This is a genomic window from Agrococcus sp. SL85 (assembly GCF_026625845.1).
In the GTDB taxonomy this organism is placed as follows: Bacteria; Actinomycetota; Actinomycetes; order Actinomycetales; family Microbacteriaceae; genus Agrococcus.
In genome coordinates, this window is the sequence record NZ_CP113066.1 from 477,214 (window position 1) to 494,924 (window position 17,711).

The following is a 17,711-nucleotide window of genomic DNA, read 5'->3' on the forward strand; positions in this document are numbered from 1 at the left end:
GGCGGGGCGCGTCAGCGCAGCAGCGCCCGGATGCGGGCGAGGGCGCCGTCGAGGCTCGTCGCGCACGGCCGTCGCGGCCTGCGGCGTCAGGCGCTCGCCGCGCCCCCGCCGGGCGAGGCTCGCGCACCTCCTGCCGGAACGCGGTCAGCCTGCAGGTCGAGGTCGTGCACCGCCATGCGCGCGGCGGCGCGCGCATCGCGCTCCGGCGCCGCGGCCGGCCCTGGCGCGTCGGGCGCGTGGCGACCCGTGGCGTCGTCGGCCGGCGCGGAGGCCGGGTTCGGGACGTGCGCCGCCGACTCCTCGCGCCCCGCCGCCCAGGAGGCGTCCGGCGCCTCGCCCCAGCCCGTCGGCCACGGGTTCGGATCCGGCGCCGACCGGGCGGCGTCGCGCGCGTCGCGCTCGGCGGCGGCGAGGTCGGCGCGCAGCGAGCGCATGGCGCTGCGCACCCCCTCGCGCACCTCCGAGGCCATGCGCCGCACCGAGTCGGTGATCTCGCCCTCGAGGTCGCGCAGCTCGTGCTCGCGCGCCGCGAGCTCGGCCCGCCCGGCGTCGGTGATGGCGTAGGTCGACTTCCTGCCCTCGACGGCCTTCGTGACGAGGCCCTCCTCCTCGAGCTTCGCGAGCCGCGGGTAGATCGTGCCGGCGCTCGGCGTGTAGGTGCCGCCGAAGCGGTGCTCGAGCGCCTGCATGAGCTCGTAGCCGTGCCTGGGGGCCTCGGCGAGCAGGCTCAGCAGGTAGAGCCGGAGGGCCCCGTGGCCGAAGACCGCGGGGCTCACTCGGCCCTCCGCACGACGGTCGTGCCGCCCGAGACCGAGTTGGCCGTGAGCGCGAAGGGCTCGCGGCCCTCGACGACCTCGGTGCCGCCGCGCTTCGGCAGCGCCCGTCCCACGACGGTGCCGCGCCCCGAGACGGTGCGCGTGGTGACGCGCACGCCCTGCGCGGCGTCGAGGCGCACGGTCACGTCGGCGGAGACCGAGTTCACCGAGATCGCGCGCGGCGCGCCGTGCACGTCGAGCAGCACGTCGCCGCTCACGGTGTCGACCGAGACCTCCTGCAGCGCGCCGGAGGCCGCGACCTCCCCCGAGACGCTGTGGACGCCCACGCGCCCCTCGACGTCCGAGACCTCGACGTCCGCCGAGACGGTGTTGACGTCGAGCGGGCCGCGGTGCGACTCCACCTGCAGCGCCCCCGAGACGGTGCTGGCGCTCGCACGGCCGCGGAGGCCGGAGACGAGTCCCGAGGCGCTCACCTGGCCGAGCGAGAGCTCGACGTCGCGCGGCACGAGGATGCTGAGCTCGACGCGGGCGCGGCCGCCGACGAGCGACTTGAGGCTCTCCCACGCGTCGTCCCACGACACGCGCAGCTGCTCGATGCGGAGGCGGCCCTGCTCGAGCGTGACCGTGAGGTCGCGACCCTCGACCCGATGCACCTCGACGCGGGCGCCCGGCTCGTCGTGACCGACGATGTCGACGCTGCCGCCGACGATGCCGACCTTGAGCGCACGCACCTCGTCGAGGTCGATGACGCGGCTGTGCCCCTCGGCCACCGTCCACCGCTCCGTGATCGCGTCGGCGCCGGAGGCCGATGCGCCCGAGGCGCTGCGCGGCCGCGCATCCTGCTCGTCGTGCCCGCCCTGCTGCCGGAACTGCTCGTCCATGCTCGCCTCCCGCGATCCTCGACGCGATATATCGCGTCTGCTCGCACTCACGATATATCGCGTCTCTCCGCCCCGCAACCCCCGCTGCCGCCCCGCTCCCCACCCTCCCCGCCCCGCACGCCCGCGACAGGTACGGCCAGGTCTGGGAGGTACACGTCCACCCGTACCTCTCGGGCGGAGGGGTACCCCTCGCGATCACCAGCCAGGGAGCAGGGTCGACGCGACGGGTACGCCGGCGGCAGCCAGGATGCGCGAGAGCCGCAACGGGTGCAGCACGTCGTCCCAGATCCAGCGCGCCATGTCGTGCGAGACCCGGATCGCGTCCTCGCGCCGCTTCTCGTCGATGACGACGGCTGCGGCGTCCCGGCCCTCGGCCGTCGCGACCGCGCCGTACTTCACCAGGCCGTCGAACTCCCCGCCCACCGGGCGACGGCCCGGGAGGTCGAAGCAGAAGTCGAGCCAGCGGTCGCCGAGCGCCGTGGGCACGTGGCGCTGGAGGTCCGGCGCAGGAGCACCGACCCGGTGGATCGCGACGCGGCTCCACGACTCGCCCACCGACTCCGACCGAGGGTCGGCGAAGTCGAGCACCCATCGTGCCCGACGCTGGCCGCGCGGGCCCTGGCGCCCGAGCGCGTCGGCGATCCCCTCGATCGTGGTGTCGCCTCGGCGCAGCGCAGCATCGACAGCCGCCACCGCATCCGACTGCCGGCCGCGGCGCGCGAGATCCGCGAGCGCGTACCGCGTCGAGCATCGGAGGATCCCGTCGTCGAGCTCGAGGTCCGCGGCCGCGACCGCGACGTGGGAGTTGCGGACGCCGTGCCGCACGCCGGGCGTGGCCGGGTCGCCGATCGTGAAGACCTCGACCGGCGCACCGAACGGCAGGCCCGCGAGCGCGAGCGCCGACTCCCTCGCGAGCACGGCGCCGGGCCGCGACGCGGCCACCGCCCGGACGTCGAGCAGGTAGCGATCCCAGCGCGCGAGGGCGTCGACGCCCTCGGCGGCCGCGTACAGCCCGCGACGCACTCGACGCAGTCCGGGATCGCGGTGCAGGCGCTCGGCGTCGTGCGCGGCGCACGCGGACAGCAGCGGCAGTTCCATCCCGGCACGATGCCCGCCCCCGCGAACGCTCGCGCGCCAGGTGCGCACACCTGTGGACGTCGACGCGACAGGTACAGCTGCGCCCGACAGGTACGGGTCTGCGCGTACCTGTCGGGCGGGGCCGTACCTGTCGGCGGGACCGGCGCCGTGCCGGTCAGCGGCGGTAGTTCGGGGCCTCCACGACCATCTGGATGTCGTGGGGGTGGCTCTCCTTGAGGCCGGCGGCGGTGATCTGCACGAAGCGCCCCGTGGCGCGGAGCTCGTCGATCGTGCGTGCGCCGACGTAGAACATCGACTGCCGCAGGCCGCCCACCAGCTGGTAGGCGACGGTCGCGAGGCCGCCGCGGTACGGCACCTGCCCCTCGATGCCCTCGGCGATGAGCTGCTCGTCCGAGGGCACGTCGGCCTGGAAGTAGCGGTCGCGCGAGTAGGAGGTCTTCGTGCCGCGCGTCTGCATCGCGCCGAGGGAGCCCATGCCGCGGTACGACTTGAACTGCTTGCCGTTCACGAGCACGAGGTCGCCGGGGCTCTCGTTCGTGCCCGCGAGCAGCGAGCCGAGCATGACCGACGAGCCGCCGGCGACGAGCGCCTTCGCGATGTCGCCCGAGTACTGCAGACCGCCGTCGGCGATGATCGGCACGTCGCTGCCGAGGTCGTGCGCGGCGCGCGCCGCGTCGAAGATGGCGGTGACCTGCGGCACGCCCACGCCGGAGACGACGCGCGTGGTGCAGATGGAGCCGGGGCCGACACCCACCTTCACGGCGTCGACGCCCGCCTCGATGAGCGCCTTCGCGCCCTCGTAGGTGGCGACGTTGCCGCCGATGATGTCGACGCCCTCGAAGCGCGCGTCGCCCTTGAGCCTCGCGACCATGTCGAGCACGCCCTGGCTCTCGCCGTTGGCGGTGTCGACGACGATGACGTCGACGCCGGCCTCCGCGAGCGCCACGGCCCGGTCGAAGGCGTCGCCGAAGAAGCCGATCGCGGCGCCGACGCGCAGGCGGCCCGCGGCGTCCTTCGTCGCGTTCGGGTACTGCTCGGTCTTGTCGAAGTCCTTGACGGTGATGAGCCCGCCGAGGCGCCCCTGCTCGTCGACGAGCGGCAGCTTCTCGAGCTTCGTGCGGTGGAAGATCGCGAAGGCGTCCTCGCGGGCGATGCCGATGGGCGCCGTCTCGAGCGGCGCGTGCGTCATGACGTCGCGCACGAGCGTCGAGGCGAAGGCCTCGCGGGGCACGAAGCGCATGTCGCGGTTCGTGACGATGCCGACGAGCCTGCCCTCGGCGTCGACCACCGGGAGCCCCGAGACCTTGTACTCGCCGCAGACGCGGTCGACCTCCTCGATCGTCGCGTCGGGATGCGTCGTGACGGGGTCGGTGATCATGCCCGACTCCGAGCGCTTCACGCGGTCGACGATCGCGGCCTGGTCGGCGATCGCGAGGTTGCGGTGGATGATGCCGATGCCGCCCTGGCGAGCCATCGCGATCGCCATGCGGTCCTCGGTCACGGTGTCCATCGCGCTCGAGACGAGCGGGATCGCGAGCCGGATGCGGCGCGAGAGCCGGGTGCCGGTGTCGGCCTCGGAGGGGATCACGTCGGTGCGGCCCGGAAGCAGCATGACGTCGTCGTAGGTGAGGCCGATCGGCCCGAACGGGTTGCGCATCTCCATCGCTCCCATCGTATCGATTCGGTTACGGTCCCGCGGCATCACGGTGACGATGCGCGGACCGGGTGCGAAAACGGTCTGCGACGGCCCGATCCGCCGCTACTGTGTCACCACCGATGTAACGGGCATCTCGCGAACGGCATTCCCTTGGCCGCTCCGCCCCACAGCATGGAGGACACGTGAAGACGTCCAGCAGACCGCGACGGAGCGGGCTGCGGCGAGCGTTCGCCGTCGCCCTGGCCGTCATGGCCATGGCGACCGGCGGCGCGACCGCCGCAGCCGCGGCTCCGCTCCCCGCCACGGAGCAGCCGGCCCCCTACAACTTCAACGGCATCGTGCGCGACGGCCAGACCCCCCTCGAGGGGGTGGCGATCACGGTCTCCGGCAACGGCATCGACGAGACCGTCGAGACCGGCGCCGACGGCCGCTGGCTCGTGGGGCTGCAGGAGCAGGGCACGTACACCGTCTCGATCGACACCTCGACGCTCCCGGACGGCGTCACGCTCCGCGACCCGTCGTTCGAGAGCCGCGAGCTCGCCGCGACGTCGAGCGCGAACGGCGTGCTGTTCCCGCTCGGCGAGCCGACGGGCGGCGGCACGAGCCCCACGCAGGGCACGGGCGGCAACACCGGCACGGGCGGCGAGGGCGGCACGGGAGGCTCGGGCGGCGACGCGGGAGCCGACCCCGGCAGCGGCACCTCCACCGGCAGCAGCCGCAACGACTTCGGCTCGCAGCTGCTCGCGCGCATCATCTCGGGCGTCGGCTTCGGCCTGCTGCTCGCGCTCGCCGCGATCGGCATCACGCTGATCTTCGGCACCACGGGCGTCAACAACTTCGCGCACGGCGAGATGCTCACCTTCGGCGGCATCGCCTTCTACGCCCTGACGACGCTGCTCGACTGGAACGTCTGGCTCGCGGTGGCGCTGACGCTCATCGCGGCGGGCGTCTTCGGATGGTTCCACGACGCAGCGATCTTCCGGCCGCTCCGCAGGCGGCGCGTGGGCCTCGTGCAGGTGCTCATCGTGACGATCGGCCTCTCGATCGCGCTGCGCTACTTCTTCCAGTTCCTCATCGGCGGCGGCACCCAGCAGCTCACCGTCGACCGCGGCGCGATCGTGCAGGTCGGGCCGGTGAACATGACGATGTCGAACGTCATCACGGTCTTCGTGTCGATCCTGGTGCTCGTGGGCGTGGGCCTGTTCCTCACCCGCACGCGCATCGGCAAGGCGACCCGCGCGGTGAGCGACAACGCGAGCCTCGCGGCGGCCTCCGGCATCGACGTCGACCGCGTGATCCGCATCGTGTGGGTGCTCGCGGGCGTCCTCACGGGCCTCGCCGGCATCCTCTACACCTACTTCATCGGCGCGAACATCAAGTGGGACGTGGGCTTCACGATCCTGCTGCTGCTCTTCGCCGGCGTCACCCTGGGCGGCCTCGGCAGCGCCTTCGGCGCCCTCGTCGGCTCGCTCGTCATCGGCCTCGTGACCGAGCTCGCGACCCTCTTCATCGCACCCGACCTCCGCTACGCGGTGGCGCTGCTGGTGCTCATCCTCGTGCTCCTGGTGCGCCCGCAGGGCATCCTGGGACGCCGGGAAAGGATCGGCTGACATGGACTTCCTCTCCATCCTCAACACGGCGGCCGGCGAGATCCTCTCGCCGACGACGGCCGCGTTCGCGCTCGCGACGATCGGCCTCAACGTCCACTTCGGCTACTCGGGCCTGCTGAACTTCGGCCAGGCGGGCTTCATGGCGATCGGCGCCTACGCCTTCGCGATCTTCACGATCTCGGTCGACCCCACGGCGACGCTCGGCTGGCCCTCGTGGCTCTCGTTCCTCTCGGCGATCCTCGTGGCGATCGTGTGCGCCGTGGTGTTCGCGCTCATCCTCGGCATCCCGACGCTGCGGCTGCGCGGCGACTACCTCGCGATCGTGACGATCGCGGCGGCCGAGATCATCCGGTTCACGGTGCGCACCCAGGACCTCACGGCGGTCACGGGCGGCTCCCAGGGCCTCACGGGCGCGTCCTACAAGGGCGACATCGACGCGATGAACCCGCTCACGGGCACAACCTACGGCTTCGGCCCGTGGACGGCGACCGCGTACGACACGTGGGTGCGCATCATCGCGTGGAGCCTCGTGATCGTCGCGCTCGTGCTCGTGTGGCTGCTCATGCGCAGCCCCTGGGGCCGCGTCATCAAGGGCATCCGCGAGGACGAGGACGCCGTGCGCTCGCTCGGCAAGAACGTCTACGGCTACAAGATGCAGGCGCTCGTGCTGGGCGGCACGATGGGCGCCCTCGCAGGCGTGATGTTCATCCTCCCCCGCGCGGTGCAGCCCGACAACTTCGCCACCACGATGACCTTCTACATCTGGACGGCCCTGCTGCTCGGCGGCGCGGCCACGGTCTTCGGCCCGCTGCTCGGCTCGGTGCTCTTCTGGGTGCTGCTGTCGTTCACGGGCGGCCTCATCAACCTGCTGCACGGCATGGGCCTCTTCGGCGAGATCTCGGGCTCGCAGGCGGGCCAGCTGCGCTTCGTCCTCGTCGGCCTCGCGCTCATGGCGCTCGTGGTCTTCCGACCACAGGGCATCCTCGGCAACAAGAAGGAGCTGTCGTTCAATGTCTGACGCGACCACGACGCCCACGACCCATCCCCTCGTCGACGGCGAGGTCGGACCGGGCTGCAGGAAGGTCGACCCCATCGTCGTCGCCGACGGCGTCGTGCGCCAGTTCGGCGGCCTCACGGCCGTCGACGTCGCGCACGTCGAGATCCCGCGCGGCCACATCACGGCCCTCATCGGGCCGAACGGCGCCGGCAAGACGACCTTCTTCAACCTGCTCACGGGCTTCGACCGCCCGAACCAGGGCCAGTGGTCGTTCGAGGGCTCCTCGCTCGCGCGCGTGCCCAGCCACAAGGTCGCCCGCAAGGGCATGGTGCGCACGTTCCAGCTGACGAAGTCGCTCGGCCGCCTCACGGTGCTGCAGAACATGCTGCTCGGTGCGCGCGACCAGCGCGGCGAGGGGCTCTTCGCCGCGCTCTTCCGCCCGCTCTGGAAGGCGCAGGAGGCGGCGAACGTCGAGCGCGCCGACGCGCTGCTCGCGCGCTTCAAGCTCGACGCGAAGCGCGAGGACTACGCGGCCTCGCTCTCGGGCGGCCAGCGCAAGCTGCTCGAGATGGCGCGCGCGCTCATGAGCGAGCCGACGCTCGTCATGCTCGACGAGCCGATGGCCGGCGTGAACCCGGCGCTCACGCAGTCGCTCCTCGACCACGTCAAGGGCCTCAAGGACGACGGCATGACGGTGCTCTTCGTCGAGCACGACATGCACATGGTGCGCCACATCTCCGACTGGGTCATCGTGATGGCCGAGGGCAAGGTCGTCGCCGAGGGCCCGCCCGAGACGATCATGCAGGACCAGGCGGTCGTCGACGCGTACCTCGGCGCCCACCACGACACCGACCTCGGCACCCTCACCAACCAGCAGGTCGTGCAGATCCACGAGGAGGCCGAGGCGGAAAGGGAGGCCGAGGAGGTCCCCGCCGCCGAGACGCCCGCCGAGGCGCCCCGCGAGGGCGACGAGCGCAGCGAGGAGCAGCGATGACCCCCACCCCCGTCCTCGAGACGAAGGACCTCGTGGCCGGCTACCTGCCGGGCGTGAACATCCTCAACGGCTGCTCGGTCGTGGCGAACCAGGGCGACCTCATCGGCATCATCGGCCCGAACGGCGCCGGGAAGTCGACGCTCCTCAAGGCCGTGTTCGGCCAGGTGAACATCCGCGGCGGCAGCGTCGTGCTGAACGGCGACGACATCACGGGGCTCAAGGCCGACAGGCTCGTCGGCAAGGGCGTCGGCATGGTGCCGCAGAACAACAACGTGTTCCCCTCGCTCACCATCGAGGAGAACCTCGAGATGGGCCTGTTCCAGCAGCCGAAGATGTTCAAGGAGCGCTTCGACTTCGTCGGCGGCCTCTTCCCGGAGCTCGTGAAGCGCCGCAAGCAGCGCGCGGGCAGCCTCTCGGGCGGCGAGCGCCAGATGGTCGCGATGGGCCGCGCGCTCATGATGGACCCGGCGGTGCTGCTGCTCGACGAGCCGAGCGCCGGCCTCTCCCCCGTGCGCCAGGACGAGACGTTCCTGCGCGTCGCGGAGATCAACAGCCACGGCGTGACCATCGTGATGGTCGAGCAGAACGCCCGCCGCTGCCTGCAGATCGCGCATCGCGCCTACGTGCTCGACCAGGGCAAGGACGCCTACACGGGCACGGGCCGCGAGATGCTCAACGACCCGAAGGTCATCCAGCTCTACCTCGGCACGCTCGCGACCGACGTCGAGGAGAAGGCGCGCACGAGCTCGACCCCGGTGGTCGACCCGAAGGCCTGATCCCGCATCCCAGGAGGGGCTCCGCTGCGGCGGGGCCCCTCGTGCGTGATGCGGGCGGGGCGGCGGCCGGCGCAGCGGGTCTCGTGACGCGTGCGGCTGCGCCGCGCGCTCCTCGACCAGCGAGCGACGGGACCTCGTGCGGCTGCGCCGCGCGCTCCTCGACCAGCGAGCGACGGGACCTCGTGCGGCTGCACCGCGCGCTCCTCGACCAGCGAGCGACGGGACCTCGTGCGGCTGCGCCGCGCGCTCCTCGACCAGCGACGGGACCTCGTGCCGCTGCGCCGCGCGCTCCTCGACCAGCGGGCTGCTCGCGCTGCAGGGCGGGTGCGGACGGCGGCGGAGACGGGGGCAGGCGCGCCGCGGCGGCAGGACGCACGAAGAGGGCCCCGCCGGAGCGGGGCCCTCTCGCCGTGCAGGTCAGGTCACTCGGTGAGCGAGCCGAACTCCGCGTTGAGGAAGGTGTACTGGTTGTCGGCGCCGTACTGGTAGATGCCGATGTACGCCTCGGTGGGGTCGCCGTTCTCGTCGAACGTGATCGGGCCCGAGGGGCCGTCGTAGTCGATGTCCTCGCCGTCGGCGATGAGCTGCAGGCACTCGGCGACGTCGGTGCACTTCGTGCCGCCCTCCGAGACCATCTGCAGGTTGTCGCGGATGGTGACGGCGTCGGCCGAGCCGCCCTGCGCGGCCGCGAGGGCCGCGAGGATGACCGCGTCGTACGACTCGGGGCCGTACGAGAAGTCGGTCAGCGAGTCGTCGACCTCGAGCAGGCGGTCCTGGAACGAGCCGTCGGCGGGGTTGCCGGGCAGCGTGCCCTTGGCGCCGTCGAGCGTGCCCTCCGGGAACTCGTACGAGTTCGAGAGGTTGCCGTCGACGAAGTACATGCCCGTCGCCGGGAAGCCGTTCGTCACGAGCTCGGGCACGATCTGCGCGGTCTCGGCGAAGGCGATGATCGCGATCGCGTCGGGCTGCGCGTTGACGACGTTGGCGACGACCGTCTGGAAGTTGGTGTCGCCCGGGTTGTAGAGCTCGTTGGCGACGACGGTGCCGCCGGCCGCCTCGACCGCCGCTGCGGCGTTCTCCTGCAGGCCCGTGCCGTACGGGTCGTTGAGCGTGATGAAGCCCACGTTCGCGGCACCGTCGGAGACCATGAGGTTGCCGAGCACGCGGCCCTGCAGCACGTCGGAGGGCGCGGTGCGCCAGTAGAAGCCGTCGTCCTCGTAGTCGGAGAAGTCGGGCGAGGTGTTCGCCGGCGAGATCTGCACGACCTGCGCGTCGACCAGCTGGTCGATGAACGTGAAGGAGACGCCCGAGGAGGCCGCACCGATGACGACGTCGGCGCCGGCCGAGATGAGCTCGCCCGCCGACTGCGTCGCGATGTCGGTCGTGGTGTCGCCGGAGTCGCGCTCCTCGTGCGTCACGTCGTACTCGTAGCCCGCGGCCTCGAGGTCGGCGACCGCGAGGTTCACGCCCGCGAACTCGGGCGGGCCGAGGAACGCGAGGTTGCCGGTCTGGGGCAGGATCGAGCCGATCACGAGCGACGTGTCGGTCTCGCCGCCCTCGGACGGGCCGGTCGAGCCGGACGGGGCGGGCGAACCGCCGCCCGCGCAGGCGGCGAGCAGCAGCACGCCGGCGGTCGCGGCGCCGAGCGCTGCGACGCGACGGGGCTTGCCCGTGGTGCGAAGGAAGGACTGCATGGTGCTCCTCGTGTGCTGGAGTTCGTCCGCATGGCGCGGACGGTTGGCACCACAGTAGGCGAGGAACCCTCGCGCGGACGCCGGTTTGCGTTACGTCCTGGTAACGGTCTTGCCGCACGTGAGCTCGCTTCTCCCCCGGTCGGACGCGGCTCCTGCCGCGAGACCTCAGCGGGGCCGCAGCGGCGGCTCAGGCCCGGCCGCTGCCGACGTGCAGGCGGGGCCGGATAGCGTGCCCTCGTCGGAGGGAGACGCGCATGGGGCTGTTCACGAGGAGGCCGTCGGCACGCGACGAGGCCGTCGCCCGGCCCAGGGGCTCGCTGTGGTCGGACGGCTTCGGCCGCTTCGCGACGCGGTCGCTGCAGGCCATCGTGGTGGTCGTCGCCGTCGCCGCGGTCGTCTTCGCGATGACGCAGCTGTCGGTCGTCATCATCCCGGTCGTGATCGCGCTCATCCTCGCCTCGGCCTTCGAGCCCGCGATGCGCTGGATGCGATCGCGCGGCGTGCCGAGCCTGCTCGCGACCGTGCTCGCGCTCCTCGGGATCCTGGTGGTGCTCGGCGGCGTCGTGTGGCTCATCGTGAGCGCCGTGCGCTCGCAGTTCGGCGAGCTCGCGGAGCAGGCGACCGCGGGCTTCGACCGCGTGCTCGAGTGGGTCTCGACGCTGCCCTTCGCGCCGACCGACGAGCAGATCCAGCAGGCGCGCGACGCGATCGTCGACTTCCTCACGAGCTCGCAGTTCGGATCCGGCGCGATCGCGGGCGTGAGCGCGGCCGCGTCCTTCATCACCGGCCTGCTGCTGATGGTCGTCGTGCTCTTCTTCTTCCTCAAGGACGGCCCCCGGATCTGGGCGTTCCTGCTGCGGCCGTTCGAGGGCGCGGCGTACGAGCGCGGCACGCGCATCGGCCGCCGCACGGTCGACACGCTCGGCGGCTACGTGCGCGGCACGGCGACCGTCGCGCTCGTCGACGCCGTCGGCATCGGCGCGGTCCTCGCCGTCTTCCAGGTGCCGCTCGCGCTCCCGCTCGCGGTGCTCGTCTTCCTGCTCGCCTTCATCCCGATCGTCGGCGCGACCCTCGCGGGCGCGCTCGCGACCCTCGTCGCGCTCGTCGCGACCGATCCGATCGTCGCCCTCATCGTGCTCGGTGCCGTGATCGCGGTGAACCAGCTGGAGGGCAACTTCCTGCAGCCCATCGTCATGGGGCGCACGCTGCGCCTCCACGAGCTCGTCGTGCTCATCGCCCTGACGATCGGCACGGTGCTCGGAGGCATCGTGGGCGCTGTGCTCTCGGTGCCGATCGCCGCGGTCGCCTGGGGCATCGTGCAGGTGTGGGACGGTGACGACCTCCCCGCGCGCCCCTTCCGCCGCAAGCGCCCCGAGCCGGCGTAGCCGGCCGCGACCTCAGGCCGGGGCGGGCTCCGGCCGCGAGCGCCGCGCGCGCCTGCCCAGGAGGTCGACCGAGACGAGCACGAGCGAGGCCCAGACGAGCCCGAAGCCGATCCAGCGCGCGAGCGGCATCGGCTCGTGCATGACGAAGGCCCCGAACAGGAACGAGATGGTCGGTGCGAGGTACTGGGTGAAGGCGAGCGCCGTGAGCGAGACGCGGCGCGCCGCCGCCGCGAAGGCGAGCAGCGGCACCGCGGTGACGAGGCCGAAGCCGGCCGTCGCCCAGACGCCGACCGCGCCGTTGGCGCCGAGCGTGACGCCGCCGAGGGCGATGGCGACGCCCATCATGACGAGCGCGGCGGGCAGGGCCGCCACCGTCTCGACCGTGAAGCCCGAGAGCGCATCGACCTCGCCCGAGAGGCGCTTCTTGATGAGGCCGTAGCAGCCGAACGAGACCGCGACCGTGAGGCCGACCCACGGCACCTCGCCGTACGCGACGACCATGACGAGCACGCCCACCGCGCCGACGGCGACCGCGGCCCACTGCAGCGGCCGGAGCCGCTCGCCGAGGAACAGCACGGCGAGCACGACGCTCACGAGCGGGTTGAGGAAGTAGCCGAGGCTCGTCTCGAGCACCCTGTCGCTCAGGATGCCGACCACGAAGGCCGTCCAGTTGGCGAGCACGGTGAGGCCCGCGAGGGACAGGAGGCCCAGGTCGCGGCGGCCGCGCACGACGGCGGCGAGCCGGGCCCAGCCCCGGGTGATCGTGACGAGCGCGACGGCGACGACGACGGAGGCGAGGAGCCGCCAGCCGATGAGCTCGAAGCCGTCGATGCCGCGCATGAGCTGCACGTAGATCGGCACGACGCCCCAGAAGGCGTAGGCGAAGAGCGCGTAGCCGATCCCGGCCCGGGTCCGATCCGGCTCCCCCATCGTCGCTCCTCACGTGCGTGCGGGCCTGCCGCGGCTCCGGGTGGAACCGCGACGGCGGCGCCCCCGATCGGGGGCGCCGCCGCGTCAGCTGCTGCTGGCTGTCAGCGCTCGACGATCGCGAGCACGTCGCGCGCCGAGAGGACGAGGAGCTCGTCGCCGCCGAACTTCACCTCGGTGCCGCCGTACTTCGAGTAGAGCACGCGGTCGCCGACGGCCACGTCGACGGGGACGCGGTTGCCGTTGTCGTCGAAGCGGCCGGGGCCCACGGCCACGACCTCGCCCTCCTGGGGCTTCTCCTTGGCGGTGTCAGGGATGACGAGGCCGCTGGCGGTCGTCGTCTCGGCCTCGACCTGACGGATGACGATGCGGTCCTCGAGCGGCTTGATGGAAACCGACACGGTTGCCTCTTTCTTGTCAGACTGTGGGGCGCGTCCGGACGGGCCGGACACCAGAGCGAGCCTACGCCGCGCGCTGGCACTCGGTCAACATGAGTGCCAGCCGTTCGCCCGCGGCGGAGCCGCCGCCGCCCCGCCGCCCTGCTTGGATGGTGCGATGGACGTCGACGAGCTGCGCCTGCTGCTGAGCCGCGAGGGCCTCGCGCTCCTGGACCGGGTCGAGGACGGCCTCGGCGCCGGCGGCGACGTCGTGCGCGAGGTCGCGCGGCTGCGCTCCGAGGGCCACGACCCCCGCCTCGTGGCGGCGGTGCTCACCCAGGCCCGGCTGCGCCGACGAGCCGCGGCGCGCTTCGGCGAGTTCGCGCGCGCGATGCTCTTCACGGAGGCCGGGCTCGAGCAGGCCACGCGACTGCGCGTCGCCGCGCACCACGCCGGGCGCATGCGCGACGCGGGGATCGCCTCCGTCGCCGACCTCGGCTGCGGCATCGGCGCCGACGCCCTCGCCTTCGCGACGCTCGGCCTCGAGGTGACGGCCGTCGAGCGCGACGAGGCGACGGCCGCGGTCGCCGCGTACAACCTCGCAGCATGGCGGGCGCGCGTCGTGCACGGCGACGCGCTGGAGACCCCCGTCGACGCGGAGGCCCTCTGGTTCGATCCGGCCCGTCGCGACGGCGCGACCCGGCTCTCCGACCCCGCCGACTGGTCGCCCTCGCTCGAGGCCGTCTTCGCGCGCGCCGCCGAGCGGCCCGCGGGCGTGAAGCTCGCGCCGGGCATCGATCGGGCGCTGCTGCCCGCGGGCGCCGAGCACCAGTGGGTCACCGACGCCGGCGAGACCGTGGAGGCCGTGGTGTGGACGGGCGCGCTCGCGCGCCCCGGCGTCGCTCGCAGCGCGCTCGTGCTCGGCGACCAGGGCGCCGCGGAGCTCGCGGGCGAGCCGCAGCACCCCGAGCAGGGGCCGCTCGGCACGTGGCTCTACGAACCCGCGGGCGCCGTGATCCGCGCCGAGCTCATCGGCGCGCTCGCCGAGCGGCTCGGCGCGCACGGCATCAGCGAGGGCATCGCCTACCTCAGCGGCGACGAGCACGTGGCGACGCCGCTCGCGCAGGCCTTCCGGGTGCTCGAGACGATGCCGCTCGACGAGCGGCGGATCGCGCAGCGACTGCGCGAGCTCGGCATCGGCGAGCTCGAGATCAAGAAGCGCGGCGCCGACCTCGACCCCGCGGCCCTGCGCAAGCGGCTCAAGCTGCGCGGCGAGGGGCGGGCGACCCTCATCGCCACCCGCGTCGGCGGCCGCCACCGCGCGATCCTCGCCGAGCGCCCCTAGGCGCCGGGCGGAGACGAGAGAGCCCGCGACGGATGCCGCGGGCTCCAACGCTCGTCGTGGGTCAGATCTGGCCGAGCGCGATGAAGTAGGGGATCCAGTTCACCAGCAGGATCACGATGACGATGATCGAGATCACGACCGCCAGCACGCCCGCGAGCGCAGCGATCAGGGGCCACGGCTTGCCCTGCGGGTTCTTGCGCATCGCGATGAAGCCCAGGATGGCGCCGACGATGCCGCCGAGCAGGCCGATGCCGCTGAAGAGCGAGCCGATGAGGCTGAGGCCCGAGACGATGAGCGCCGCGATCGTCAGGCCCGAGAGCTTCTTGGCACCCGCGGGCGCCGCGCCGTAGGACTGCGCGCCGTAGCCCGACTGGTCGCCGTAGGCGGGCTGGCCGGAGTAGGCCGGCTGGCCGTAGGACTGCTCGGCGGGCGCGGCCGCGGACGGCTGCTGGCCGTAGCCGGACTGCCCGTAGCCCTGCTGCTGGCCGTAGCCGGGCGCGCTCGCCGAGGCGCCGTAGGCGGGCGCGGCCTCGTAGCCGCCCTGCGCGGGCTGGCCGTAGGACTGCTGCCCGTAGGCGGGCGCGCTCGACTGCTGGCCGTAGGGCTGCTGGCCGTACGAGGGCGCGGACTGGCCGTACGTGGGCGCTGCGTCCTGGCCCTGCTGGCCGTACGAGGGCGCGGGCTGGCCGTACGCGGCAGCCGGCTCCTGGCCCTGCTGGCCGTAGGACGGCGCGGCCTGGCCGTACGCGGGCGCCGCGTCCTGCTGCTGCTGCTCGCCGTACGACGGGGTCGCGGGCTGACCGTAGGAGGGCGCCGCATCCTGGGCGGGCTGGCCGTAGGACGGCGCCGCATCCTGCGTGGGCTGGCCGTAGGACGGCGCCGCGTCGTGCGCGGACTGGCCGTGCGACGGCGCCGCATCCTGCGACGGCTGGCCGGAGGCGGGCGCTGCGTCCTGCGCCTGGCCGAAGGACGGCGCCTGCTCGGGCTGCTGCCCGAAGTCTGCGGCGGGCTGCGACTCGCCGTCGTGGCCGTCCGGACGGCGGAAGCGGTCGTCGGACTGGGTGTGCTGGTCGCTCACGGGAACCTCCTAGGCGCGCGGATGGCTGAGCAACCGTACCGCGCGGCGAACGCCGCTTGCCTGGGTGCCCGCCGAGCGTCGTCGGCCCGTCGCGCAGGGGGCGTCGGCCGTGAGGACTAGGGCGCGAGCACCGGCGCGAAGGACTCGATCGCCGAGGCGAACGACGTGATCGCGATCACGACCATCGCGATCGTCGCGACGAGCGTCGCCGCCCCGAGCACGATGCCCCACACCGCGAGCAGCCGGCCGTCGTCGCCGGAGCGCCGGATGCGCGCGAGCCCCATCGGCCCGAGCACCAGCGCGCCCACGCTGCCGAGCACGGGCAGCACCGTCACGCCCGCGACGGCCGCGAGGATCGCGAGCAGGGCGAGGAGGTCGGTGCGGGGTCCGGGGTGCGTCGGCGACGACCAGGCCGCGGCCTGCGGCGCGTGCTGCGGCACGGGCGGCGTCGGGGCGCCCGCCTGCGGCGCCCACGAGGGCGCGGGCTGCCATGCCGGCGGCGCCGACGGCGCGGCCTGCTGCCCGCCCTGGTGCTCGCCCGGCTGCCACGTCGCGCTCATCCGCTCCCCCTCCGTCGACGCCCCCATCCTGCCGGAGGCGCCTGTGCCCGCCCTCAGCGGACGACCTGCACCACGCTCGCGTCGAGCGTGGACTCCGCCGCGAAGCCGAGCTCGCTCGGGGCGTCGCCGCGGGCGACGAGCATCGCGCCGACCGCGGCGATCATCGCGCCGTTGTCGGTGCAGAGCTCGAGCGGCGGGATGCGCAGCAGCACCCCGGCGGCCGCGCAGCGCTCGGCCGCGACCTCGCGCAGCCTCCGGTTGGCGACGACGCCGCCGCCGAGGAGCAGGCGCGGGATGCCGTGCTCGGCGCACGCGTCGAGCGCCTTCGCCACGAGCACGTCGACGACGGCCTCGCGGAAGCTCGCCGCCACGTCGGCCGTCGCGAGCGGCTCCCCTGCCGCCTCGGCGCGCTCGACGTGGCGGGCGACGGCGGTCTTCAGGCCCGAGAACGAGAAGTCGAAGCGGTGCCGCTCGCGGTCCTTCGGCGCGGTGAGGCCGCGCGGCAGCCGGATCGCGGTCGGGTCGCCGCCGACGGCCGCCGCGTCGATCGACGGCCCGCCCGGGTACGCGAGGCCCAGGAGCCTGGCGGTCTTGTCGAAGGCCTCGCCCGCGGCGTCGTCGATCGTCTCGCCGAGCAGCTCGACGTCGCCCGCGAGGTCGCGCACGAGCAGCAGCGAGGTGTGCCCGCCCGACACGAGCAGCGCGATCGTCGGCAGCGCGAGCGGCTCGCCCGAGAGCACGTCGGCGGCGACGTGGCCGACGAGGTGGTTGACGCCGTAGAGCGGCAGCGCGCGGGCGGTCGCGAGCCCCTTGGCCGCGCCGATGCCGACCATGAGCGCGCCCGCGAGGCCGGGGCCCGCGGTGACGGCGATCGCGTCGAGGTCGTCGAGGCCGAGGCCCGCGTCGTCGAGCGCCTGCCGGATCGTCGGCTCCATCGCCTCGAGGTGGGCGCGCGCGGCGATCTCGGGCACGACGCCGCCGAAGCGCGCGTGCAGGCCCATCGACGAGGCGATGCGGTTCGCGAGCAGCTCGGTGCCCCGCACGATGCCCACGCCCGTCTCGTCGCAGCTCGTCTCGATGCCGAGCACCACCGGCGGCCTGCTCATCGCGCCTCCCGCTTCATCACCACGGCGTCCACGTCCTCCGGCTGGTAGTAGCGCGGCCGGATGCCGATCTCGCGGAAGCCGACCGACTCGTAGAGGCGCCGCGCCACGTCGTTGTCGATGCGCACGTCGAGGAAGAGCTCGCGCACGCCCCGGCGGGCGGCCTCGGCCAGCAGCTCCTCGAGGATCGCGCGCCCCACGCCCCGGCCGCGCGCCTCGTCGGCGACGGCGATGGTCTGCACGTCGCCCTCGACGCCCACGGCCCGCAGGCCCGCGTAGCCGAGGGTGCGGTCGTGCTCGTCGACGGCGACGACGTAGCGCCCCCACTCGCTCGCGACCTCCTGCGCCATGGTCGAGCGCTCCCAGGCGCTCGGGCCGAAGGAGGCCTGCTCGATGCGCATGATGTCGTCGAGGTCGGCCCGGTCGGCGGTGCGGATCCTCATCGGCCCTCCC

17 protein-coding genes are annotated in these 17,711 nt (G+C 73.4%); 6 read left to right on the forward strand and 11 right to left on the reverse strand.

The annotated features are described in order from the left end of the window. Positions 1-86: 86 nt before the first annotated feature. From OVA14_RS02260 to guaB, 4 genes are all read right to left on the reverse strand, one after another. Positions 87-776, reverse strand: coding sequence for a PadR family transcriptional regulator (locus tag OVA14_RS02260; protein ID WP_267504692.1), 690 nt, complete (start codon positions 774-776; stop codon positions 87-89). After that, positions 773-1,657 (reverse strand): DUF4097 family beta strand repeat-containing protein, encoded by an 885-nt coding sequence (locus OVA14_RS02265; RefSeq protein WP_267504693.1) that lies wholly within the window; start codon positions 1,655-1,657, stop codon positions 773-775. Before OVA14_RS02265 ends, OVA14_RS02260 begins: the two co-directional genes overlap by 4 nt. Before the next feature lie 195 nt (positions 1,658-1,852). After that, positions 1,853-2,755 (reverse strand): hypothetical protein, encoded by a 903-nt coding sequence (locus tag OVA14_RS02270; RefSeq protein ID WP_267504694.1) that lies wholly within the window; start codon positions 2,753-2,755, stop codon positions 1,853-1,855. Positions 2,756-2,909: 154 nt separating this feature from the next. Continuing rightward, positions 2,910-4,418 (reverse strand): IMP dehydrogenase, encoded by a 1,509-nt coding sequence (gene guaB / locus OVA14_RS02275; RefSeq protein WP_267504695.1) that lies wholly within the window; start codon positions 4,416-4,418, stop codon positions 2,910-2,912. Positions 4,419-4,660: 242 nt separating this feature from the next. On the opposite strand from guaB, the gene OVA14_RS02280 reads away from it, so the two are divergent. Genes OVA14_RS02280 through OVA14_RS02295 form a run of 4 tightly spaced genes read left to right on the forward strand, consistent with a single transcriptional unit; the run spans position 4,661 to position 8,789 of the window. Beyond that, positions 4,661-6,022 (forward strand): branched-chain amino acid ABC transporter permease, encoded by a 1,362-nt coding sequence (locus tag OVA14_RS02280; protein WP_267504696.1) that lies wholly within the window; start codon positions 4,661-4,663, stop codon positions 6,020-6,022. A 1-nt stretch (position 6,023) separates the two neighbouring features. Then, complete coding sequence (locus tag OVA14_RS02285) at positions 6,024-7,040, forward strand: branched-chain amino acid ABC transporter permease (protein WP_267504697.1); 1,017 nt, start codon at positions 6,024-6,026, stop codon at positions 7,038-7,040. Continuing rightward, entirely contained in the window at positions 7,033-8,013 is a 981-nt protein-coding gene (locus OVA14_RS02290) for an ABC transporter ATP-binding protein (protein ID WP_267504698.1), read from the forward strand. The genes OVA14_RS02285 and OVA14_RS02290 overlap by 8 nt, the downstream gene beginning before the upstream one ends. Then, positions 8,010-8,789 carry an ABC transporter ATP-binding protein gene (locus tag OVA14_RS02295; protein WP_267504699.1) on the forward strand — a complete coding sequence of 260 codons (780 nt, stop codon included), beginning with the start codon at positions 8,010-8,012 and terminating at the stop codon, positions 8,787-8,789. Before OVA14_RS02290 ends, OVA14_RS02295 begins: the two co-directional genes overlap by 4 nt. Positions 8,790-9,211: 422 nt before the next feature. Here OVA14_RS02295 and OVA14_RS02300 read toward each other — a convergent pair whose 3' ends face one another. Next, positions 9,212-10,483 (reverse strand): ABC transporter substrate-binding protein, encoded by a 1,272-nt coding sequence (locus OVA14_RS02300; protein ID WP_267504700.1) that lies wholly within the window; start codon positions 10,481-10,483, stop codon positions 9,212-9,214. A gap of 254 nt (positions 10,484-10,737) precedes the next feature. Between OVA14_RS02300 and OVA14_RS02305 the strand changes: the two genes are divergently transcribed. Continuing rightward, positions 10,738-11,868, forward strand: coding sequence for an AI-2E family transporter (locus tag OVA14_RS02305; RefSeq protein WP_267504701.1), 1,131 nt, complete (start codon positions 10,738-10,740; stop codon positions 11,866-11,868). Positions 11,869-11,880: 12 nt separating this feature from the next. Here OVA14_RS02305 and rarD read toward each other — a convergent pair whose 3' ends face one another. Continuing rightward, positions 11,881-12,798, reverse strand: a complete 918-nt coding sequence (rarD, locus tag OVA14_RS02310) for an EamA family transporter RarD (protein ID WP_267504702.1) — start codon at positions 12,796-12,798, stop codon at positions 11,881-11,883. Between the two features lie 101 nt (positions 12,799-12,899). Continuing rightward, positions 12,900-13,196, reverse strand: coding sequence for a co-chaperone GroES (gene groES, locus OVA14_RS02315; RefSeq protein WP_267504703.1), 297 nt, complete (start codon positions 13,194-13,196; stop codon positions 12,900-12,902). Between the two features lie 154 nt (positions 13,197-13,350). Here groES and OVA14_RS02320 point away from each other — a divergent pair, with 154 nt between their 5' ends. Next, the gene (locus OVA14_RS02320; protein WP_267504704.1) at positions 13,351-14,517 is read left to right on the forward strand and encodes a class I SAM-dependent methyltransferase; all 1,167 of its coding nucleotides are present in this window, start codon (positions 13,351-13,353) and stop codon (positions 14,515-14,517) included. A 61-nt stretch (positions 14,518-14,578) separates the two neighbouring features. Here the strand turns inward: OVA14_RS02320 and OVA14_RS02325 are convergent, their stop codons facing one another. From OVA14_RS02325 to rimI, 4 genes are all read right to left on the reverse strand, one after another. Continuing rightward, positions 14,579-15,595: a hypothetical protein gene (locus OVA14_RS02325; protein ID WP_267504705.1), complete on the reverse strand. Its 1,017-nt coding sequence runs from the start codon at positions 15,593-15,595 to the stop codon at positions 14,579-14,581. Positions 15,596-15,711: 116 nt separating this feature from the next. After that, entirely contained in the window at positions 15,712-16,155 is a 444-nt protein-coding gene (locus tag OVA14_RS02330) for a DUF4190 domain-containing protein (RefSeq protein WP_267504706.1), read from the reverse strand. A 53-nt stretch (positions 16,156-16,208) separates the two neighbouring features. Then, complete coding sequence (tsaD, locus tag OVA14_RS02335) at positions 16,209-17,261, reverse strand: tRNA (adenosine(37)-N6)-threonylcarbamoyltransferase complex transferase subunit TsaD (RefSeq protein ID WP_267504707.1); 1,053 nt, start codon at positions 17,259-17,261, stop codon at positions 16,209-16,211. Beyond that, a complete protein-coding gene (rimI, locus tag OVA14_RS02340; protein WP_267504708.1) occupies positions 17,258-17,701 on the reverse strand; it encodes a ribosomal protein S18-alanine N-acetyltransferase in 444 nt (147 codons plus the stop codon). Before rimI ends, tsaD begins: the two co-directional genes overlap by 4 nt. Positions 17,702-17,711: the final 10 nt, after the last annotated feature.